The sequence below is a fragment of the Amycolatopsis regifaucium genome, assembly GCF_001613935.1.
GTDB lineage: Bacteria > Actinomycetota > Actinomycetes > Mycobacteriales > Pseudonocardiaceae > Amycolatopsis > Amycolatopsis regifaucium.
In genome coordinates this window covers 175482-195766 of the sequence record NZ_LQCI01000051.1, presented here as the reverse complement: position 1 = coordinate 195766, position 20285 = coordinate 175482, and the positions used below count along the sequence as shown (strand labels likewise).

The following is a 20285-nucleotide window of genomic DNA, read 5'->3' as shown; positions in this document are numbered from 1 at the left end:
CCGCTATCGCGGTGGTCGCCCGCCGTGACGGGGTTCGCCCGCAGCGCCCTGCCGACGTCGATCGCGGCCGCGGGTTCACCTCCAGACAGTAAGAACAGGAGCAGAGCATGACGATCGAACAGCAGAGCCCGGTCTCGGTCTTCGGCACCGTGGCCGAATTGCTGACGGAACTGGTCGGGGACGCCGACGTCCTCGGCATCGAGATCACCCCGGACACCACCTTCCACGAGGACCTCCAGCTGGAGAGCATCGACCTGGTGACGTTCGCGAGCATCCTCGCCGAGCACTTCGGCGCGGACGTCAACCTCGCGGAGTTCCTGGCCGAGAAGGATCTCGACGACGTGATCGGCCTGCGGGTCGGCGACATCGCGGACTACGTGGCCGCCCGCCTCGGCGAACGGGGCTGACACGGTGCCGACGATGACCGTCAACGGTCTGCGCACGAACGTGCACCTCGTCTCCGGCGGAGGCACGGAGACCGTGGTGTTCCTGCACGGCATGGGCACCGACAGCCTGGCGAGCTTCTACCTCACGCTGGCCCCGCCGGTCGCCGCCGCCGGGGTGGACGTGGTCAGCTACGACCTGCGCGGCCACGGCAAGACCGAACGCCCCGAGCGCGGGTACACGATCGCCGATTTCATCGCCGACCTGGACGACCTGCTGTCCCAACTCGACCTCGACCGGCCGGTTCATCTGGTGGGCAACAGTTTCGGTGGCACCCTCGCCTACAGCTACGCCGTGGCGAAGCCGGAGCGGGTGCGCAGCATCGTGTGCATCGAGTCGGAACCCGCCACCGAGCTGTGGGCGGACAAGATGGCACAGATCCTCGAACACACCGTGCGATTCCTCGAGGTCGAGGAGAGTTTCGACTGGATCGAGGCCAACTACAGCGCTCATCACCGGCGGCTGGCCCGGATGGCGGCCGAGCGGATCATGTCCACGACGATGGCCGAGGAGGTCCCCCTCGGCCCGTTGCTGACCATGGAGCAGGTGGCGGCGATCGACTGCCCCGTTCTGTCCATTTTGGGCAGTCACGGCTATCAGGCCGACGATCTCACCGCGCTGACGTCCTTGCTGCCCCGTGGTGAGCTGCACGTGTTCGAGGGCCAGGGGCATTCGGTGCTCGTCGAGCAGCACCGGGAGGTGCGAGAGCTGCTGCTGAACTGGATCGCCCGGCACGGGAGGCCGCGCGGATGAGCCGGTTCCTGCTGGTCGTCCCGCCGCTCACCGGGCATGTCGCCCCGCTGCGCGCGGTGGCCGCCGAACTCCTGCGCCGCGGCCACGACGTCGCCTGGTGCGGCCCGGAACCCACGACATCCGGGCTGAGCCGCGCGGGCCGGGTGTACGCGGCCGGGGACGCGCTGGAGTTCGCCGTCGAACGTCGTCCCGAGGGCCTGCGTGGCTTCGCGGCGCTGAAGTTCCTGTGGGAGCAGTACCTGGTCCCGCTCGCCGACGCGATGGTCCCCGGCGTCGAGAAGGCGGTGGCCGACTTCCGGCCGGACGTCGTGATCGCCGATCAGCAGGCCTTCGCGGGTGCTCTCGTGGCGAGCCGCCGGGCCGTACCGTGGGTGACCTCGGCGTCGACGTCGACCGAACTCGGCGATCCGCTGCGTGCCCTGCCGAAGGTCGCCGCCTGGGTCGAAGGGCTGCAGGACGGCCTCCGGACGCGGCACCGGGTGTCCTGCGGTGACCTGCGTTTTTCGCCGGACCTCGTGCTCGCCTTCACCACCGTGACCTTGACGGGACCGATCGGTGGGATGGCCGCGGTCCGGTTCGTCGGCCCGGCGCTGCCGCCCGCGCCCCCGGTGGGGTTCTCGTGGGACCGGCTCGACGGCCGCCCGCTCGTCCTCGCCACCCTCGGCACCGCCAACGCCGCCCTCGGCCGCCGCTTCCTGTCCGAATGCGTCGACGCCCTCGCCGCGATGCCCGAGGTCCAAGGCCTGGTCGTCGATCCGACCGGCGAGCTGTTCAGCGACGAAGTGCTGCTGGCCAGGCGGATCCCGCAGGCGGAGGTGGTGCGGAAGGCGGCGGCCGTGATCTGCCACGGCGGGCACAACACCGTCAGCGAAAGCCTCGCCTCCGGGCTGCCGCTGGTGATCGCGCCGATCCGGGATGACCAGTCGATGCTGGCCCAGCAGGTCGAGGCCGCCGGCGCCGGGCTGCGGCTGCGTTTCGACCGCGTGAAGGCGCCGGACATCCGCCGCACGATCGACGAAGTGCTCACCGAACCCGCCTACGCCGCGGCGGCCGCGCGGGTGCGGGCTTCGTTCGCGGCGGCCGGGGGAGTGGTGGCCGCGGTGGACCACCTGGAGTCGTTGATCTAGGCGCGTTGAAGTACGTGATGGCCCCCTTCCTTGCGCCTATGTACAGGAAGGGGGCCTTCACGTACTCGGGAAGCCGCCGGACCCGAATCGCCACTCACGATTACCTGTACCGGCAACGTCACCGCGGCGGCGTCTCCCGCGGTGACCGGAAGGTCCGCGCCGCGATCCAGCCGCCCGCCAACGCCGCCACCGCCGCGATCCCGAGTGACACCGGGATCGACCAGCCCGACGGACGTCCCAGGGCGAGCGCCCTCGTCGCGTCGATCGCGTAGGTCAGCGGGTTGATCGCCGAGACCACGCGCAGCCAGGTGGGCATGGTGTCGAGCGGCATGTAGGCGCTGGAGGAGAACATCAGCGGGAACATCACCACGAACGACGCCATCTGCAGGGTTTCGGCTTTGCGCAGCCAGGTGGTGATGGCGACGAAGATCCAGCTCAGGCACCAGCCGACGACGAGGGTGAGCAGAAGTGCCGCGGTGATCCCGAAAACGCCGCCGGTGGGCCGGAAACCGAGTAGCACCACACTCGCGAGCGCGGTCACGAGCAACTGCACCGCGAGCCGGGCCGAGTCGGAGATCGTGCGGGCCACCAGCACCGACGACAGGCTGATGGGCATGCAGCGAAGACGGCCGGTGAAACCACTGTAGATCTCCGCGAGCAGACCTGCCCCCGAACTCATCGCCGTGGTCATCGCGATGTTCACCAGCGTGGCAGGGACCAAGAAGTTCACGTAGCCCTGATAAGCCGCGACACCGGGCAGCGTGCTGACGCCGTTGAAGACCTGGCTGAACAGCAGAAGCAGCACGATCGGTTGCAGCAGGCCGAAGAACACCAGTCGCCGGTCGCCGAACGCGGTCCTCAGGGAGCGTCCGGCGAGGACGCGGACCTGAGTGGCGAAGGTGCTGGGCGGCCACGTGGCCGGATCGCTCAGGACCAGTGGCGAAGACGCGCGGTGCCGTGCCTCGGTCATGACGGGACCGCCGGATTCCGGTGCAGGGAAAGGTAGACGTCGTCGAGTGTCGGTTCGGCGACGGTGAGGTCCTTCATCGGTGCGCCCGCCGCGTCGAGCGCGCGGACCAGCACGGTGATGTCGGCGGGCCCGGACAGGGCGACGCTCACGACGAGCCCGGACGCGGACGGCGTGCAGCGCAGGCCGAGTCTGTGCACCGCGGCCAGTGCCCGATGGGCGGCGAGATCGGTGCCGAAGGTCAGGGTCGCGGTCCGGTCGCCGAGGCGGGCCTTCAGCTCGGACGGCCGCCCGGAAACCGTGACATGGCCCAGTCCCAGCACGACGACGTGATCGGCCAACCGGTCGGCCTCCTCGAGATACTGCGTGGTGAGCACGACAGTGGTGCCCCTGGCGGCGAGGCGTTCGACGCCGTCCCAAAGACCTGCCCGGCTGACCGGGTCGAGGCCGGTGGTGGGTTCGTCGAGGAAGAGGACGTCGGGGGAGCCGACGAGGCCCGCGGCCAGATCGAGCCGGCGGCGCATCCCGCCGGAGTACGTCCGCGCGGGACGGTCGGCGGCGTCGTCGAGGCCGAACATGGCGAGCAGTTCGGCCGCACGTGCCCTGGCCTGGCGCCGGTTCGCGCCCAGCAGCCTGGCGACGAGTTCGAGGTTGCCGCGACCGGAAAGCGCGTCGTCGACGGCGGCGAACTGGCCGGTGACGCCGATCCGCCGCCGGACGTGATGCCCGGCGCGGACGACGTCGAGACCGCACACCTTGGCGCTGCCACCACTCGGTTTGACGCGGGTGCTGAGGATGTCGATCAGCGTCGTCTTCCCGGCGCCGTTGTGGCCGAGCACGGCGAGTACGGTGCCCCGGCCGACGCGAAGACTGACACCGGCGAGGGCCGTCACTTCACCGTACTGCTTGGCGAGGCCGGTCACCTCGATGGCAGCCTGCTCCATCGCCACTCCCTGGGATCACGTCCGGCGAACTTACCGAGATATTCGGCGCGGCCGCAATGAACGGGCGCGGACTCCGGACGCGCGTGCCAATTCCGGTCACCGTGCCGCGCAGGCACGTCACAAGAATTCACGTGTGACAGTTTTCGGTTCCCGGCTGATGACCTGGGTGACAAAAACAGGATCCGGCGGGTCGCGATGCCAGTCTATTCCGGCTCTGACCTGACCGGGGTGACAAAGAAATGGTCCCGCATCCGGGTTTCTTGCCGGTGACGGAACGCACAGGTAATTTACCGCTTTCGTGACGTGGCTGTTTCAGCCGGGTCACGCAATTTCTCCGATTCCCCGGGAGTGACCGTTGTGAAGTTCCCACTGAAGTCGAAAAGATCCGTGCAAGCCTTGGCCGCCGGTACGGTGGCCGCCGTCGCGGCCACCCTGGGCATCGCCGGCGCCGGCTTGAGCGAGGCGGCGCCCGCGTCGCTGACGCTGAAGTACACCTGCCCGTTCCCGTTGATCGGTGAGCAGACACTGGTCGTGAAGATCGACACCGTCCTGCCGGACGACGCCGTGGCCGGGAAGACGTCCACACCGATCACGTTCGACGTCGACGTCACCGTTCCGGCGGACGCGACCGCGGGCCTCTCGCTCGTCGGCGCCACCACTATCGAGGGCAGCGCGAAGGCCGCCGCGGTGCTGAAGTATCCGGTCGACAAGACGCTGAACCTCGGCCTGCCGCTGACCATCCCGGTCACGCCGGTGCCGGAGTCGGGCGATTTCCACGTCAAGACGAGCGGTAAGGCACCCGCGGTCACGTTCCCCAGCCCCGGCACCGCTTCGGTGACGGTCGGGAACTTCAGCACCACCATGACGCCGAAGAACGCGCAGGGGCAGCCGACCGACCTCGGCACGTTCACCTCGGACTGCGTCGTCCAGCCGGGACAGAACCAGCAGCTCGGGACGTTCGAGATCAAGCCCGCCGGGGGTGGGACGACGACGCCGACCACGCCGACGACGCCGACCACCGATCCGACTCCGACCACGCAGCCGACGTCCACGACGGAGCCGACTCCGACCACTGAGCCGACGCCGACGTCGACCAGCCAGCCCACGTCGACGTCTCAGCCGACGTCCACGACGGAGCCGACTCCCACCACGGAGCCCACGCCGACTTCGACGTCTCAGCCGACGCCGACGTCTCAGCCGACGTCCACCACGGAGCCCACTCCGACCACTGAGCCGACGCCGACTTCGACCAGCCAGCCCACGTCGACGACGCAGCCGACGCCGACGACGGAGCCGACTCCCACCACGGAGCCGACCCCGACGACTCAGCCGACGAGCCCGACCACCGTGCCGACCACGACGCAGCCGCCGGGCGACACGCAGATCACCTACGGCGTCAAGGGCAAGACGACCATCGCGGGCCTGAACGCCAAGCTGCCGCTGGGTCCCGGTGAGTTCACCGCGAAGCTGAACGCCCAGTCGGGCAAGTTCACCGGGCAACTGTCGCTGCCGCCTTCCTCGGTGCAGTTCCGTTTCCTCGGTTTCTTCCCGGCCTCGGCGACGGTGAAGATCAACCAGGTCGGTGACCTCACGGGCACGGTCAACGCCGGGGCGGTCAAGGCCGCCGCGAAGGCCGAAGTCAAGCTGCTCACGGTGCGGCTGTTCGGCTTCCCGATCATGGCGAGTTCGGCGTGCAAGACGGCCCACCCCGCGGACATCCCGTTGGTTTCCGCGCACGGCTTCAACCCGATGAAGGGCGGCAAGCTGACCGCGGAGTACAAGCTGCCGCTGTTCCGCGGCTGCGGTCTGCTTTCCCCGATGATCAGCGCCATGGTTTCGGGCGACGGGAACAGCCTGGAGGTGAACCTCACCAAGAAGTGAGTCCGCCGGTCTCGTGAGTGGTGATGACGCTTGGAATCGTCATCACCACTCACGAGACCAAATCCAAAACAGTTACCACCCTGACAAAACCCGCCCCTTTTTCCGGACGACTCCTGCCATTGCTTGTCTACCTGATCTTCCGCCAGTAGCGTGCTGCACAAGTTGGCCGTTCGGCCGGAACAAGAGAAGTGAGGAAGCCCGAATGTCAGTGCTGACCGGGCGCGTTCCGCGCGCCTTCCTGCTCCCGGCGGTGCTGGGGCTGGGCGCGCTTTCACTGGCTTCCGCCTCCGCCGACCCGGCGCGAACACAGCAACAGGCCGAGCAGGCGCCGTCCGTCGCACAGGCCGGGCTGAAGTTCGGTTTCTATGTCGGCGACGAGCAGCAGCCCACCACGAGCCACGTCGCGAAACTCGATTCGGACATCACGTTCCCGCAGGGCCGGTTCGACGGCATGATCCTCGGTTTCTCCGGCAAGGTGCCGATCACCGGAAAACTCGCCATCCCGCCGACGTCGAGCTATTTCGTGTCCTTCCGGTTCATGCCCGCCACCGGCGATGTCGAGCTCATCCCGGACGGCGACGCCACCGGCACGGTCCACGTGAAGACCGGTAACACGGGCGACTGCAAAGCTGTCGGCACTCGGATCTGCGCGGACTCCGACGTCACGAACAAGGTGTTCATCAAGCTCTCGAACGTCAAAGTCGACGGCAAGGTCCTCGACGTCGGCCCGAACTGCCGGACGGCGCAGTCCGCCACGGTGAACATCAAGGCCTTGATGCCTCTCGAGTTCCCCGCACCATCGGTGAAGGTCACCAGCACCTTCGCCACCCCCGCGTTCACCGGCTGTGGCGTCCGTGAGGACCTGAGCCCGTTGCTCACCGGCCTGGTGTCCGGACCCGGCAACACTCTGGTCACCAACCTCAAATTGCGCTGCGTCGGCTCCGGCGGTCCCCCCAACGGATGCGGAGCCTGACGATGGCCAATCCCGTCACCCTGCTCGCCCGCGCCCCGGAGAAGGCCGCCGCCGCGCTGCGCGAATTCGGCCGCATGTGCGCCATGGGAATCGACGTCGTCCTCGCGATGTTCCGCCGCCCCGTGCAGGTCCGCGAGTTCATCCAGCAGTTCTGGTTCATCGCCAGTGTGTCGATCACGCCGGCGATCCTCGTGTCGATCCCGTTCGGCGCGGTCATCTCGCTGCAGCTCGGCTCGCTCACCAGCCAGATCGGCGCGCAACAGTTCAACGGCGCCGCGAGTGTCCTGGCCGTGGTGCAGCAGGCCAGCCCGATCGTGACGACGCTGATCATCGCCGGTGCCGGTGGTTCGGCGATCTGCGCGGATCTCGGCGCCCGCTCCATCCGCGAGGAGATCGACGCGATGGAGGTGCTCGGCGTCTCGCCGATCCACCGGCTCATCGTGCCGCGGGTGCAGGCCGCCATCGGGGTCTCAGTGCTGCTCAACGGTTTGGTCAGTGTCGTCGGTGTGCTCGGTGGCTACTTCTTCAACGTGATCGTGCAGGGCGGGACGCCGGGGGCGTATCTCGCCAGCTTCAACGCGCTGGCCCAGCTGCCCGACCTCGTCATCAGCTCGATCAAGGCGTTCATCTTCGGCTTCCTCGCCGGCGTGGTCGCGGCCTACCGGGGGCTGAACCCCAGAGGCGGCCCCAAGGGCGTCGGCGACGTCGTCAACCAGTCGGTGGTGATCACGTTCCTGCTCCTGTTCTTCGTCAACACCGTCCTGACCGCGCTGTACCTGCAGCTCGTCCCCGCGAAGGGAACCTGATCCCGTGACCAGCGTCCCCGAACGGGCCCGCAAAGCGTTCAAGCGCCCCGGCAACAGTCTTTTCGAGCTGGGCGACCAGTTGCTGTTCTACATCCGCGCGCTCGCGGCGATCCCGATGGCCGTCACCCGCTACTTCCGCGAAGTGGTGCGCCTGCTCGCCGAGGTCACCTTCGGCAGCGGCGCGCTCGCGGTGATCGGCGGCACCGTCGGCGTGATGGTCGGTCTGTGCGTGTTCACCGGGATCACGGTGGGGCTACAAGGTTTCAGCGCGCTCAACCAGATCAACATCTCCGCGATGACCGGTTTCCTCACCGCGTACTTCAACACCCGGGAGATCGCCCCGCTGTCGGCGGGGCTCGCGTTGTCGGCGACGGTCGGCGCCGGATTCACCGCGCAACTGGGCGCCATGAGGATCTCCGAAGAGATCGACGCGCTCGAAGTGATGGCCGTGCGCAGCATGCCGTATCTCGTCACCACGCGGATCGTGGCCGGGTTCATCGCGATCATCCCGCTGTACGTGATCGGCCTGCTGATCTCCTACCTCGGTTCGCGGGTGACGACGGTCGTCTTCTTCGGACAGTCCGGCGGAACCTACGATCACTATTTTTCCCTGTTCTTACCGCCCGAAGACGTTCTGTGGTCGTTCGGCAAGGTCCTGGTGTTCAGCGTCGGCGTCATCCTCACGCACTGTTTCTACGGCTATCGCGCGGCGGGCGGCCCGGCCGGGGTCGGGGTCGCCGTCGGCCGCGCGGTGCGGACGTCGATCGTGCTCATCAGCGTGCTGGACCTGTTCCTCAGCCTGGCGATCTGGGGCGCGACCACGACGGTGAAGGTGTCCGGATGAGCACGCGGGCACGGACGCAGGTCGCCGGGGTGATCTTCCTCGTCATCCTGGTATTGCTCGGCTGGCTGGCCGTCGCGATCTTCAACAAGGACTTCGATCGCGCGGAACTGGTCACGCTCAAAACCGACCGGGTCGGCAACCAGCTTGCCCCGCCCGCCGAGGTCAAGGTCCGCGGTGTCCCGTTCGGCGAGGTCCGGGCGGTCCGAGGCAGCGCGGACGGCGCCGAGATCGATCTCGCCATCGACCCGGCGAAGATCGATCAGCTGCCCAGGAACGTCTCGGCCCGGTTGCTGCCGAAGACGGTGTTCGGTGAGCGTTACGTCAACCTCGTCCTGCCCGATCGCCCCGCGGGCGGCTCGCTGCGGGACGGTGACGTCATCACCCAGGACCACTCGGCCAACGCGATCGAACTGGAGCGGGTGCTCGGCGATCTGCTGCCTCTGTTGCGCGCGGTGCAGCCCCAGAAGCTCAACAGCTCGCTCGGCGCCATCTCGCTCGCGCTCGACAATCGCGGGAAGTCGCTGGGGGACAGCATCGTCCAGCTCAACGACCTCCTCGGCCAGGTGAACCCGCTGATGCCGCGGTTCAAGGCCGACATCAGCCGTGCCGCCGACGTGGCCGACCTCTACACCGGGGCCGCGCCGGACATCCTCAAGGCGCTCTCGGATCTCTCCACGACGGCGAAGACCATTGTGGACACTCGCGCCGACCTCGACAAGCTGTACACCAGCGTCACCACCGCGAGTGGTGACCTGAACAAGTTCCTGGTGCAGAACAAGGAGAACATCATCGGCGTCAGCGTGAAGAGCAGGCCGACCCTGGAACTGCTCTCGCGGTACTCGCCCGAGTTCCCCTGTCTCTTCGACGCGGTGAACAGGCTCAAGCCGGTGATGGAAAAGGCCTTGGGCAAGGGAACCGGGGAGCCGGGACTGCACGTGACGCTGTCCGTCCACGAGCCGAGGGACAAGTACGTGCCGGGCCGGGACGATCCGCGGTTCGACCAGAAGGGCGGTCCGCGGTGTTACGGCGGGGGTGGGTCTTCGGCGGCGGTGTCGTTCGCCGCCGATGGGGACCTCGGCCCGGCCAATTCGAAGGGGGAACGAGGGCTGGTCGCCGAGTTGCTGGCGCCGTCGCTCGGGATGAGGCCGGCCGAGGTCCCGGACTGGAGCAGCGTGCTCGTGGGCCCGGCGTTGCGCGGAACGGAGGTGACCGTCCGATGAGGAGTATCGCGGGCCCGGCGATCAAAGGGCTGATCTTCTTCGTGATCACCGCGGTGGCGACCGGGATCCTGGCCATCACCATCGCGAACTCCAGTGTCGGCACGACGGTCGGCTACACGGCCAGGTTCACGGACGCGACGTCGGTCAACCCCGGCGACGAGGTCCGGATGTCCGGGGTCCGCATCGGCCAGGTGGAGTCCGTCGGCGTGGTCGAACGCCGCCTGGCGGACGTGCGGTTCTCGATCGAGAGCAAACGCCGCCTCAGCGCGGGCGCCACCGTCACCATCCGGTACCGCAACCTCGTCGGCCAGCGATACATCTCGATCGACCCCGGTCCCGACGGGCCGCCCGTGCTCGAACAAGGGGCGCTGATCCCGCCGGAGCGGACGCGTCCGGCGCTGGACCTGACGGCGTTGTTCAACGGGTTCAAACCGCTGTTCCAGGCGCTATCACCGAACGACGTCAACCAGCTGTCGTTCGAGATCGTGCAGGTACTGCAGGGCGAGGGGAGCACGATCGACAGCCTGATCGAGCACACCGCGTCGCTCACGAACACCTTGGCGGGCAAGGACGAGGTGATTGGCCAGGTGGTCGGGAACCTCAATACCGTGCTCGACACGCTCAACTCACAGGGCGACCAGTTCGACAAGCTCGTCGACGTCACCGCCCAGCTGGTCTCCGGGCTCGCCGCGGACGCGAAACCCATCGGGCAGGCGATCGGCGGGCTCGGGGAACTCACCACCGCCACCGCGGGCCTGCTCGAAGACGGCCGCGCGCCGCTGAAGGCCGGTATCACCACCCTCGGTGACCTGTCGAAGAACCTGGCCGACAACACCCCGGTGTTCGAGCAGTTCCTGGCGAACCTCCCGAAGAAGCTGGACCGCATGGGCGCGATGGTCTCCTACGGCTCGTGGTTCAACTTCTACCTGTGCTCGGTCAAATCCGACGCGCGGCCCGCCCCGGGCGGCCCGCCGGTCGGCATCCCGCTGACCCAAGGACGGTGCCGGTGAAAGCGCCGAGGATCAAACCCTTCCGCAGCCGCAACCCGATCGTCGTCGGCGCCATCACGGCGTTGCTGATGGCCGCGGCCGGCTCGGCGACCTTCTTCTCCGACGACCTCCCGCTGGTCGGCGGCGGCACCACGTACGCGGCGGAGTTTACCGAAGCCGCCGGGCTCAAACGCAACGACGAGGTCCGGGTCGCCGGCGTGAAGGTCGGTGAGGTCTCCGACGTCCTCCTCGAAGGAGGGCGCGTCAAGGTCCTGTTCCGGGTCAAGGACACCTGGATCGGCAACCGCACCACCGCCGCGATCAAGATCAAGACGTTGCTGGGGCAGAAGAACCTGGTCATCGACCCGGTGGGCAACGCGGAACTCGATCCGGACGAGCCGATCCCGGTGCAGCGCACCAGTTCGCCCTACGACGTCACCACGGTGTTCAACGACCTCGCGAACACCGTCGGCGCGATCGACACCGACCAGCTGGCGAGAGCGTTCGGGACGCTGTCGGAAACGCTCGGTGCCTCCACACCCCAGGACGTCCGGACGGCCTTTGACGGCATCACCGCGCTGTCCAAGACACTCGCCTCTCGCGACGAGGAACTGGTGAAACTGTTCCAGAACACGAACAAGGTGTCCCAGACCCTCGGCGACCGCACGCAGCAGATCGAGGCGCTCATCCGTGACGGCAACACCCTGCTCACGGAGCTGAACGCGCGCAAGGACGCGATCGCGAAGCTGTTCAGCGGGGTGAAGAACCTGTCGGTGCAGCTCAAGGGGCTCGTCGCCGACAACCAGAAGACCCTCGGGCCCGCATTGGACCAGCTTGACCGCGTCGCCACCGTGCTGCAGCGCAACCAGGACAAGCTCAATGAGAGCCTGCGGCTGGCCGGGCCGTTCTACCGCCTGCTCGGCAACGCGGTCGGCAACGGCCGCTGGATCGACACCTACATCTGCGGGCTCGTCCCGACCGGCGGAACGCCGGGAAGCTGCATGCCGTCGAGGAACGGGGGACGCTGATGGGGCGCCACTTCACCCTGGCCGATCTCGGGGGACAGGCCCGTCGGCGGGCCTGGCTGCGTCGGCTCGCGCTCGCCGTCGTCGCCGGACTGCTCGTGACGGCGGCCTGGCCGCTGCTGACCCGCCAGGCCGATCGGGTCCTGACCGGGTATTTCACCGCGACGGTCGGGGTGTACCCGAACTCCGAGGTGCGGGTGCTCGGGGTCGCGATCGGTTCGGTGACCAAGGTCGAGCCGAAGGGGACGACCGTCGAGGTGACCATGTCCGTCCGGCCGGACGTCAAACTGCCCGCCGACGTCGGCGCCGTGGTGATCACGCCGAGCCTGGTCGCCGACCGGTACGTGCAGCTCACCCCGGTGTACGTGGGTGGGCCGGAGCTGGGTGCCGACGCCGGGATCCCCCGCGAACGCACCGTGACCCCGGTCGAGGTCGACGAACTCCTCGGCAGCCTCAATCAGCTGATGACCGCGCTGGGGCCGAAGGGCGCCAACAAGGACGGCGCGGTCAGCGACGTCCTGACCCACGCCGCCGCCTACCTCGACGGCAACGGCGGCAAACTCGGCGAGGCGATCAAGAACCTCGGCGAATTCGCCCGTACGGCGAGTGATTCGAAGAAGGATCTGTTCAACTCCGTCGACAACATCAGCAAGTTCACCGCGATGCTCGCGTCGAACGACGGCCAGGTGAAACAGGCGATCCAGCAGATCTCTTCGATCAGCAAGATCCTGGCCGATCAGCGGGACCAGTTCTCCGGAGCGATGACCGAACTCACCGAAGCGCTCAGCGTCGTCCAGGGGTTCATCAAGGACAACCGCGGCAAGGTCAAGTCCGATGTGGACAAACTGGCCGAGATCACCAAGGTGCTCAGCCAGCAGAAGGCTTCGCTGGGGGAGGCGCTCGACGCCGCGCCGAACGCGCTGGCGAACGTGCTCGGCGCGTACAACCAGGGCGCCGGAACACTCGACGGCCGAGGAAACCTCACCGAATTCTCGGGGGCGAAATGAAGTCCCGGTTCAAAGGCTTCGCCGTAGTGGCCGTCACGCTGGCCGCCACCGGCTGCAGCAGCGGTGTCGACGTCTACGACATCCCGCTGCCGGGTGGCGCCGCGCTCGGCGAGCATCCGATCCACGTCACGGCGAGTTTCACCAACGTGCTGGATCTCGTTCCCCAGTCCGGCGTGAAGGTGAACGACGTCCCGGTCGGCCAGGTGCGCACGGTCGAGCTGGCACCCGACGGGCGCAGCGCGGTGGTCGGGCTGCTGCTCAGCGGGGACGTCAACCTGCCTGCCAACGCCGTCGCGCGGTTGCGGCAGGCGAGCATTCTCGGCGAAAAGTTCGTCGAGCTCGCGCCGCCGGACGACGGGACCCCGAGTGGGCGACTGGTCGACGGCGCGGTGATCCCGCTCGCGCGTTCGTCGCTGACTCCGGAGATCGAGGAGGTCTTCGGCGCGCTTTCCCTGCTGCTCAATGGTGGCGGCGTCGCGCAGGTCCAGAACATCACCCGCGAACTCAACGACGCGCTCGGCGGCAAGGAGAGCGCGGCCCGCAGCCTGCTGTCCAATTTGGACATCTTCGTGCGCGGTCTCGACGAGCACAAGGCCGAGATCACCCGCGCCATCGAGAGCGTCAACAAGCTCGCGGCGACACTGAACTCGAACACCGAGGAGATCAAGGCGACGCTGAACGGCCTCACCCCCGGCATCGAGGTGCTGAACCAGCAGCGTCAGGCGCTGGTCGGGATGCTGAAGTCACTGGACGGGCTCACCTCGGTCGCGGTCGACACGGTGAACCGCAGCAAGGACGACCTCGTCGCGGATCTCAAGGCGCTCGAACCGATGCTGCGGAAGCTGGCCGACTCGGGGGACAAACTGCCGAAGGCGATGGAGATGATCTTCACCTTTCCGTTCCCCGACGCCGCGCTCGACGCCCTCCGCGGTGATTACCTGAACACGTTCCTGACCTTCAAGAACAGTGGTGGCCGCTGATGCTGACCAGGTTCGTCCGCGCCCAGCTGGTGGTCTTCGTGGTCATCGCGGTCCTCGGCGTCGCCTACGTCGGCGCGACGTACGCGGGGCTGGACAAACTCGTGCTCGACCGCGGGTACACCGTCAAGGCACGGTTCGCCACCGGTGGCGGCATCTTCAGCAACGCCGAGGTCACCTACCGCGGCGTGCCGATCGGCCGGGTCGGCGAACTGCGGCTGACCGCCTCCGGGATGGAGGTGGATCTCGACATCGAGCCGGGTGGCCCGGAGGTACCCGCGGACACCGAAGCGGTCGTCGCCAACCGATCCGCGGTCGGCGAGCAGTACGTCGACCTGCGGCCTCGCCGCGGCGACGGTGCCACGTTGCGGGACGGATCGGTGATCTCCGAGGCGGACACGAAAATCCCGCTGCCGGTGGACGTGGTTCTGTCCAGTGTGGACTCCTTCGCCAATTCGGTGCCGCAACCCGCGCTGCGGACCGTGGTCGACGAGCTGTACAACGCGACGTCCGACGCGGGGCCGGCACTGGACCAGCTCGTCGGGCGGGGCATCGAGTTCGTCCAGGAGGCCAGCGCCCACGTCGGCCCGCTGACGAGGTTCGTGACCGATGCGCAGACCGTGCTCGACACGCAGGTCTCGCAGGCGGACGCGATCCGCTCGTTCGGGGCGAACGCGAAACTGCTCGCCGAGACGCTGAAGAGTTCCGACGGGGACCTGCGACGGCTGATCCCGGCCGTTCCGGCGGCCGCGAACGAGGTCAGCACACTGCTGCGAGAGACCGGCCCGAGCCTGGGTATCCTGCTGGCGAATCTGCTGACCACCGCGGACGTGCTGGAATCGCGGCAGGACGGCATCGAGCAATTGCTGGTCACCGCGCCGAAAGCGGTCGCGGCCGGACACGCGATCATGGGGCCGGACGGTGCGCACGTCGGCCTTTCGCTGACCTTCTTCGACCCGCCGCCGTGCGTCACCGGTTACAACACCGGCTACCGCGACGGACTCGACACTTCGGCCCGACCCTTGAACACCGCCGCGCGCTGTGCCTTGCCGAAGGGCAACCCGACGAACGTGCGCGGCTCGCAGAACGTGCCGGGAAGGTGAAACCCATGACCAGACTCGCCGCCCTTCTCGCCGCGATCGCCACGGCACTCGCCGCCTGGTTCGGCTACTCCTGGTGGGACGCGAGCCGGGATGACGGCGTCGCGCGGGCCACGGTCCGCGAGGACGCGTTGCAGGCGGGCAGGCAGGCGGTCGCCGCACTGACCACTTTGGACTATCGGCAGGCCGGCCAGGGATATCAGAACTGGCTGAACCTCTCCGGCGGTGCGCTGCACGACGAACTGGCGCGGGACCGGGAAGGCGGGCTCGCCCGCATCGGCCAGGCGAAGACCGTCACCACCGGCAGGGTCGTCGACGCCGCGGTGACCGAAGTGGACAGTGGCGGCGGGACCGCCGAGGTGATCGCGTCGGTCGAACTCGAGGTCCGGCCCGACGGCGGTGAAGCCGTGACCAAGCACAACCGGTTCCGGGCCGGCCTGAACCGGACGCCGGACGGGTGGCGCGTCACGTCGCTCGGCCAGGTGCCGGTGACCGACACCGGAAAGCCCTGACGGAGGACGCGATGTCGACGAAACGAACCGTCAAACCGGCACGGCGCACGGTGAAGGTGGCCGGGAAAATGGGCGGGAGCACGCGGGTTCTCGACGCTCCGCCCGAGGCGGCTGAGATCGAGCCCGCCGACGAAGTCCTGGACACCGAGTCCGCCGATGACGTTGTCGCGCCTGTGCGGCGGCGTCGTCTTCCGGTGGTGTTCGGCGCGGTCGCGCTGGTGATGGCGGGCCTCGCGGGATGGTTCGCGATCGAAGCGCGGGACGCGACCGCGGTGCTGACGCACAACACGGCGCTGACCGACGTCGCCACGACCGCCGAGGTGAGCGACCAGGTCGGCAAGGCGCTCGGCACGGTCTTTTCCTACCGCTACGACGATCCGGCCAAGAGCGAGCAGGCCGCGAAAGAGGTGCTGACCGGCGCGGCGCTGGGGCAGTACGACCAGCTGTTCGCACAGGTCCGGAACCTGGCCGTGGCGCAGAAACTGGTCGTGACCTCGACTCCGGTGGTCTCCGGCGTCAAGGTGCTCGACGGAGACCGGGCGTCGCTGCTGGTGTTCCTCGACCAGACCGGTGTGCGCGGCGACGGGCAGCGGAGCACGGGTGCGGCCCAGTTGAGCGTCACCGCCGAACGCTCCGGCGGCAAGTGGCGAGTGACCGCCCTCGCCGCCGCCTGACTTCCCGCGTTTAGTCCTCTGGATGCGGGGGCTGAGTTGGTCGTGAAGGCCTCCTTCCCTACCTTGAGCGTAGGGAAGGAGGCCTTCACGACCACGCCTGCGCCTGCGTTTAGTCCTCTAAATGCGGCTGGGGTCAGGAGGGGTGGCTCGCAGGGCGAGGATCATCTCGAAGCGCCGTTCGGGATCCCGCAGCCCGTCCGCGAACAGCGTCTCCAGCTCCTGCGCGCGTGACCGGACCGTCTGCGGATGGACCGCGAGCCGCTCCGCCACCTCGCGGACGTTCCCGCAGGTCTCCAGCCACGCCAGCAGGGTCCCGGCCAGCCGCGTGTGCTGCTTCCCGGTCAACCCGGTCAGCGGCCCGAGCCGCTCCCGCACCAGCTCGGCGGCCAGAAAGGGTTCCTTGAGCAGCCACAGTCGCGAAAGGTGGTCGACGCACCACGTCACGGGCTCGTCGGCGAGCGCACCGGACTCGACGAGCCGCAGTGCCTCTCGGGCGGCCCGCAGGGAACGCGCGGCGAAAGCCGGCGGGACGGCCGGCCCGATCGCGGCTCGCCACCCAGCCAGGGATTCGGCGAATTGTTCTCGTTCGTCTGGTTCCGGAGCGGGGACCAGCAGGCACGGCGAACTGCTCTCGAAGTCCGCCAGCGCGCTCGAAGCAGCCGCCGGAGCTTCGTCCGACGGCTGGTCGAGGGCGACGGCGACGAGCAGCTCAGGCAGCTGCCAGCGCGCCAGGTCGGCGGCGTGTTTGACGACGTCGGGCGGGGACGGCGGTTCGGCGAGCAGGAGCTCCATCAGCCGGTGGCGCCGACGCTCCAGTGCGCCGGCGGCCTTCTCCCGCGCCTCCGCGTGCCCCTCGACCGACAGCGCCGAGAGTTCGTCGATGTAGGCGAAGATGGCTTCCGCGAGCAGGCACAGCGTCGCCGAAGGGACGCCCGTGCGCCGCCCCGCTTCGGCCACCCGGCGCCAGGTCACCCTGGCCCCGACCCGGTACGCGGCTTGGAGGACGTCGACGTTCCGGCCCTGGTGGAACTCCTGGACGCCCAGGCTCAGGAACACGCTCCGGCGGTCTTCCGACGGCGCCTCCGGGTTCCCGATCCGCTCCAGGAACTGCAGGAACGCCATCTGTACGCCGGTCTTGAGCGCTTTCCCGAACGCGCCGTCCAGCGGCCGGGCGTAGTCGGGGATGGTCCGCTGGATCTCGCGGACCACCTCCCCGGCCACGTCGGCCAGCACCGGACGGAACACCGTCGCCAGCTCCTTCGGCAGCAGCGCCCAGAGCTGGACGGGACGCCCGCTCGACCCACCCGGCCGAGCGGGCGTGAGAAGCGGGCCGTACGTCGCCTCGACCCCGCTGCGACCATCCTGCGGTCGGGTCACCTCGTCACCTCGTTGTGAGTGGGAAACGCTGGTCTCTACTACCAAGGCCCGGCGTCAGTCCTCGGCGAGCAAGGCCTCCGCACGCAGGGCGATCTCCATGTCGAGCCGGTCGTCGGCGTTGTTCAGCCGGTCGCCGAAGAGATCGATCAGCTGGTGCATGCGGTACCGCACGGTCTGGGGGTGGACCTTGAGTTTCTTCGCGATCTCCGGGGCGCTGCCCCGGGACTGCAACCAGATCAGCAACGTCTCCCCGAGCCGCGCCCGCTGCTTGGGCGTCAGGTCGTTGAACGGGGCGAGGCTGCGCGTGCAGAGCTCACGGACCAGGAACTCGTCGGCGAGCAGCCACAGGGTCGACAGGTGATCGCTGTACCAGGTGACCGGATTGTCCGGCAGGACCCCGCGCTGGACCAGCCGCAGGGTACGGCGGGCCCACAGCAGGGAACGCGGCGCTTCGGTGAGCCGCACGGCCGGGCCGATCACCGCCCGCCAGCCGGGAAGCCGTTCGGCGAGATCCTTCAGGTGTTTGTCGGGGTCGCCGGTGACCAGGCAGGGTTTGGGGCCCTCGAAGTCGACCAGGACGTCGGCGTCCAGGTCGGCGCTGTCGGGGTCGAGAGGGCCGTTCCGGCGTTCGAGCGCGACGACCGTGACCTCGGCGGGCAGCGCCCACTGGGCGTTGGCGGCGTGCGACGCGATCGATTGCGGTGAGGAGGGCGGATCGGCGAGCATCAGTTCGAGCAGCCTGCGCCTGCGTCTGGCCCTGGTGCCGGCGGCCCGCTCCTGCGCGGCCGTGTAGCCCTCGATGGACAGTGCGGAAATCTCGTCCACGTAAGCGAAAATCGCTTCGGCCGCGGTGCAGAGGAGATCGGCGTCCGCTCCGATCGCCTGTCCGAATTCCGAAACGTGCCGCCAGGCGACGCGACCGCCGACGCGGTAGGCCGTCTGCAGGCAGTCGAGACTGCGGCCTTCCTTGAACTCGACCTTCCCGAGGTTGCGGAAGACCGCCGCCCACTTGTCGAGCGAGGCCGTCCCCTGACCGATGGTGTCGAGGCAGTGCAGGATGGCCTGCCGGATACCCTGCGTGATGATCTGTCCGAACGCGCCTTCGAGTGGCAGCGCGTATTCGGGGACGGCTCGTTGTACCTCCTGGAGGATGGCTCGGGCCAAGGGGTCGGCGCGCGGCCGGAACCGCTCGCCCAGTTCCCTCGGCAGTGACGCCCACAGTCCATTCGCACCGGTGCTGCGCACAGGTCGGTTCTCCACGGGGGTTCTCGGTGCCGGCGTGAAGGCGCGCGGTCGTTGGACCGGACCCGGTGGCTGGCGGTGCGGGGTGGCGGGATGACGCACGTCGGGGTCAGGCCGTGCGGTCCGCAGATCGTGCCGCGAGAACCCGGTATCCAAGTCGGTCATGTTTTTATCCTTGTTAGCAACAAAATCAGCCTCTTCAACGGTGAAGCCGATCCAGATTTTGTGGCTCACGCAACATAAAATCCGGCCGGGAGGAGTGTCAACGGCTGACGGGGCCCGGATCGGCCACCTGGATGGACTACACCCGAACGGGTGGTCCGATCCGGCGGTGAGTGACATTTAGGCGCGCCTGAGATGGGGCTCAGGTGACAACTTTTCCGGGGCCTTCCGAGGGGTCGTCGCGCGGTTTTCGACCTCGTTCGCCGCCTCGCTCGCCTGAACGAGGACCGCGACGACCTCTTCGAGGGTCAGCCGGGCGGGTTCCGTCTCGTCGAGGAAGCGTTCGAGCTCCGCGCCGAACCGGGCCGGGTCGGCCACATGTGGAAAGTGTTTCGCATTTTCGAACACGGTCAAGCGGCTACCCGGCAGCAGTTCGGCCGTCTTTCGGCCGTGTTCGACCGGGATGAGCGGGTCGTGGGCGCCCCAGATGACCAACGTCGGCACCTTTTCGGCGAGATAGAGCTTGTCGACGGCACTCGCGCGCTGCCCGCGGAGATCGATCAGGCTGCGCGCGATGAAGAGGAACGCCCGACGTCGTCCGGTGTCGGACAGTGACGAAAGATGCCGTGTCAGCTCCCGTGTCTCCGGTGTGAGCTTCCCGCCGAGTCCACGGCAGGCGGCGGCGATTCCGCGCGCGATCGCGACGGTGGCCGGGTTGACGGCGGCGGAAAGGGTCGCCTTGGCGCCTGGAAGAGCGGTCGCGCGCAGCACCGCCGTCACCTGCGGGCCGAGTCCGGCGCTGCCCACGAGCACCAGCCGGGCGCACATCTCCGGGAACTGGTAGGCGAACTGCATCGCGATCCCGCCGCCGAGGGAGTGCCCGGCGATGGTCGCGTGGTGGTTCCCGGTGAGGGCGAGGACGTCACGGACCACGCTGGCCATCGCGCCGAGCCCGTAGTCGGCCCGGGGCGCTCCGGAATCGCCGTGGCCGGGAAGGTCGGGGACGAGGACCCGGCGGCCGAATCCGGTCCGCTCGAAGTGGTCGAGCAACGGGACCCAGGTCTGCCCGCTTCCCGAGATCCCGTGCAGCAGCACGAGCGGCTCGCCTTGCTCCTCCGTTGTGGACGGCAGGTATTCCCGCAGCCGGATTTCCTGCCCGTGCAGGGTCAGTGTGCGTGCTTCGAGGGTCATGTCCCGCCTTTCCGTTGTCAGGCGTCAAAATAACGTGAGGAATGCCGGATTCGTCAGCGTGTCGCTGGAC

The 20285-nt window shown here is 68.3% G+C and carries 20 protein-coding genes; 15 read left to right on the top strand and 5 right to left on the bottom strand.

The annotated features are described in order from the left end of the window. Positions 1-107 precede the first annotated feature (107 nt). The 3 genes from AVL48_RS34890 to AVL48_RS34880 are packed head-to-tail and all read left to right on the top strand — an operon-like array spanning position 108 to position 2324. Complete coding sequence (locus AVL48_RS34890; RefSeq protein ID WP_061987601.1) at positions 108-407, top strand: acyl carrier protein; 300 nt, start codon at positions 108-110, stop codon at positions 405-407. A 4-nt stretch (positions 408-411) separates the two neighbouring features. Continuing rightward, a complete protein-coding gene (locus AVL48_RS34885; protein WP_061987603.1) occupies positions 412-1197 on the top strand; it encodes an alpha/beta fold hydrolase in 786 nt (261 codons plus the stop codon). Beyond that, positions 1194-2324, top strand: a complete 1131-nt coding sequence (locus tag AVL48_RS34880; protein ID WP_061987605.1) for a glycosyltransferase — start codon at positions 1194-1196, stop codon at positions 2322-2324. The genes AVL48_RS34885 and AVL48_RS34880 overlap by 4 nt, the downstream gene beginning before the upstream one ends. Positions 2325-2442: 118 nt before the next feature. Here the strand turns inward: AVL48_RS34880 and AVL48_RS34875 are convergent, their stop codons facing one another. Both AVL48_RS34875 and AVL48_RS34870 read right to left on the bottom strand, forming a co-directional pair. After that, positions 2443-3294, bottom strand: a complete 852-nt coding sequence (locus AVL48_RS34875; RefSeq protein WP_061987607.1) for an ABC transporter permease — start codon at positions 3292-3294, stop codon at positions 2443-2445. Continuing rightward, on the bottom strand, positions 3291-4235 hold the full coding sequence (locus tag AVL48_RS34870) for an ATP-binding cassette domain-containing protein (protein WP_061987609.1): 945 nt from the start codon (positions 4233-4235) through the stop codon (positions 3291-3293). The genes AVL48_RS34875 and AVL48_RS34870 overlap by 4 nt, the downstream gene beginning before the upstream one ends. A gap of 357 nt (positions 4236-4592) precedes the next feature. Between AVL48_RS34870 and AVL48_RS34865 the strand changes: the two genes are divergently transcribed. The 12 genes from AVL48_RS34865 to AVL48_RS34810 all read left to right on the top strand — a co-directional run bounded on the left by AVL48_RS34865 (position 4593) and on the right by AVL48_RS34810 (position 16243). Further along, on the top strand, positions 4593-6116 hold the full coding sequence (locus AVL48_RS34865; RefSeq protein ID WP_063054178.1) for a DUF6801 domain-containing protein: 1524 nt from the start codon (positions 4593-4595) through the stop codon (positions 6114-6116). Between the two features lie 202 nt (positions 6117-6318). Then, positions 6319-7089 (top strand): hypothetical protein, encoded by a 771-nt coding sequence (locus AVL48_RS34860; RefSeq protein WP_061987613.1) that lies wholly within the window; start codon positions 6319-6321, stop codon positions 7087-7089. Between the two features lie 2 nt (positions 7090-7091). Further along, positions 7092-7895 carry an MlaE family ABC transporter permease gene (locus AVL48_RS34855; protein ID WP_061987615.1) on the top strand — a complete coding sequence of 268 codons (804 nt, stop codon included), beginning with the start codon at positions 7092-7094 and terminating at the stop codon, positions 7893-7895. A gap of 4 nt (positions 7896-7899) precedes the next feature. Continuing rightward, entirely contained in the window at positions 7900-8739 is an 840-nt protein-coding gene (locus AVL48_RS34850) for an MlaE family ABC transporter permease (protein WP_061987617.1), read from the top strand. Further along, a complete protein-coding gene (locus AVL48_RS34845; RefSeq protein ID WP_061987619.1) occupies positions 8736-9959 on the top strand; it encodes an MCE family protein in 1224 nt (407 codons plus the stop codon). Before AVL48_RS34850 ends, AVL48_RS34845 begins: the two co-directional genes overlap by 4 nt. Then, positions 9956-10969 (top strand): MCE family protein, encoded by a 1014-nt coding sequence (locus AVL48_RS34840; RefSeq protein WP_061987620.1) that lies wholly within the window; start codon positions 9956-9958, stop codon positions 10967-10969. Before AVL48_RS34845 ends, AVL48_RS34840 begins: the two co-directional genes overlap by 4 nt. Further along, positions 10966-11976, top strand: coding sequence for an MCE family protein (locus AVL48_RS34835; RefSeq protein ID WP_244162331.1), 1011 nt, complete (start codon positions 10966-10968; stop codon positions 11974-11976). Before AVL48_RS34840 ends, AVL48_RS34835 begins: the two co-directional genes overlap by 4 nt. Further along, on the top strand, positions 11976-12980 hold the full coding sequence (locus AVL48_RS34830; RefSeq protein ID WP_061987621.1) for an MCE family protein: 1005 nt from the start codon (positions 11976-11978) through the stop codon (positions 12978-12980). The genes AVL48_RS34835 and AVL48_RS34830 overlap by 1 nt, the downstream gene beginning before the upstream one ends. After that, entirely contained in the window at positions 12977-13960 is a 984-nt protein-coding gene (locus tag AVL48_RS34825) for an MCE family protein (RefSeq protein ID WP_061987623.1), read from the top strand. Before AVL48_RS34830 ends, AVL48_RS34825 begins: the two co-directional genes overlap by 4 nt. Further along, on the top strand, positions 13960-15060 hold the full coding sequence (locus tag AVL48_RS34820) for an MCE family protein (RefSeq protein WP_061987625.1): 1101 nt from the start codon (positions 13960-13962) through the stop codon (positions 15058-15060). Before AVL48_RS34825 ends, AVL48_RS34820 begins: the two co-directional genes overlap by 1 nt. A gap of 5 nt (positions 15061-15065) precedes the next feature. Further along, a complete protein-coding gene (locus tag AVL48_RS34815) occupies positions 15066-15569 on the top strand; it encodes a hypothetical protein (protein ID WP_061987627.1) in 504 nt (167 codons plus the stop codon). A gap of 11 nt (positions 15570-15580) precedes the next feature. After that, positions 15581-16243, top strand: a complete 663-nt coding sequence (locus AVL48_RS34810) for a hypothetical protein (protein WP_074038107.1) — start codon at positions 15581-15583, stop codon at positions 16241-16243. Positions 16244-16360: 117 nt separating this feature from the next. On the opposite strand, the gene AVL48_RS34805 is transcribed toward AVL48_RS34810, so the two are convergent. The 3 genes from AVL48_RS34805 to AVL48_RS34795 form a co-directional block, all read right to left on the bottom strand. Further along, entirely contained in the window at positions 16361-17620 is a 1260-nt protein-coding gene (locus AVL48_RS34805; RefSeq protein WP_061987628.1) for a PucR family transcriptional regulator, read from the bottom strand. A 54-nt stretch (positions 17621-17674) separates the two neighbouring features. Further along, positions 17675-18865, bottom strand: coding sequence for a PucR-like N-terminal domain-containing protein (locus tag AVL48_RS34800; RefSeq protein WP_061987630.1), 1191 nt, complete (start codon positions 18863-18865; stop codon positions 17675-17677). A 339-nt stretch (positions 18866-19204) separates the two neighbouring features. Further along, the gene (locus AVL48_RS34795) at positions 19205-20215 is read right to left on the bottom strand and encodes an alpha/beta fold hydrolase (protein WP_061987632.1); all 1011 of its coding nucleotides are present in this window, start codon (positions 20213-20215) and stop codon (positions 19205-19207) included. Between the last annotated feature and the right edge of the window lie 70 nt (positions 20216-20285).

Excerpts from the sequence above, each read along its gene's own strand:
- AVL48_RS34815 (WP_061987627.1), top strand. The coding sequence starts at position 15,066 with ATGACCAGACTCGCCGCCCTTCTCGCCGCGATCGCCACGGCACTCGCC.
- AVL48_RS34810 (WP_074038107.1), top strand. The coding sequence starts at position 15,581 with ATGTCGACGAAACGAACCGTCAAACCGGCACGGCGCACGGTGAAGGTG.
- AVL48_RS34855 (WP_061987615.1), top strand. The coding sequence starts at position 7,092 with ATGGCCAATCCCGTCACCCTGCTCGCCCGCGCCCCGGAGAAGGCCGCC.
- AVL48_RS34830 (WP_061987621.1), top strand. The coding sequence starts at position 11,976 with ATGGGGCGCCACTTCACCCTGGCCGATCTCGGGGGACAGGCCCGTCGG.
- AVL48_RS34840 (WP_061987620.1), top strand. The coding sequence starts at position 9,956 with ATGAGGAGTATCGCGGGCCCGGCGATCAAAGGGCTGATCTTCTTCGTG.
- AVL48_RS34860 (WP_061987613.1), top strand. The coding sequence starts at position 6,319 with ATGTCAGTGCTGACCGGGCGCGTTCCGCGCGCCTTCCTGCTCCCGGCG.
- AVL48_RS34825 (WP_061987623.1), top strand. The coding sequence starts at position 12,977 with ATGAAGTCCCGGTTCAAAGGCTTCGCCGTAGTGGCCGTCACGCTGGCC.
- AVL48_RS34890 (WP_061987601.1), top strand. The coding sequence starts at position 108 with ATGACGATCGAACAGCAGAGCCCGGTCTCGGTCTTCGGCACCGTGGCC.
- AVL48_RS34795 (WP_061987632.1), bottom strand. The coding sequence starts at position 20,215 with ATGACCCTCGAAGCACGCACACTGACCCTGCACGGGCAGGAAATCCGG.
- AVL48_RS34820 (WP_061987625.1), top strand. The coding sequence starts at position 13,960 with ATGCTGACCAGGTTCGTCCGCGCCCAGCTGGTGGTCTTCGTGGTCATC.
- AVL48_RS34880 (WP_061987605.1), top strand. The coding sequence starts at position 1,194 with ATGAGCCGGTTCCTGCTGGTCGTCCCGCCGCTCACCGGGCATGTCGCC.
- AVL48_RS34870 (WP_061987609.1), bottom strand. The coding sequence starts at position 4,235 with ATGGAGCAGGCTGCCATCGAGGTGACCGGCCTCGCCAAGCAGTACGGT.
- AVL48_RS34845 (WP_061987619.1), top strand. The coding sequence starts at position 8,736 with ATGAGCACGCGGGCACGGACGCAGGTCGCCGGGGTGATCTTCCTCGTC.
- AVL48_RS34875 (WP_061987607.1), bottom strand. The coding sequence starts at position 3,294 with ATGACCGAGGCACGGCACCGCGCGTCTTCGCCACTGGTCCTGAGCGAT.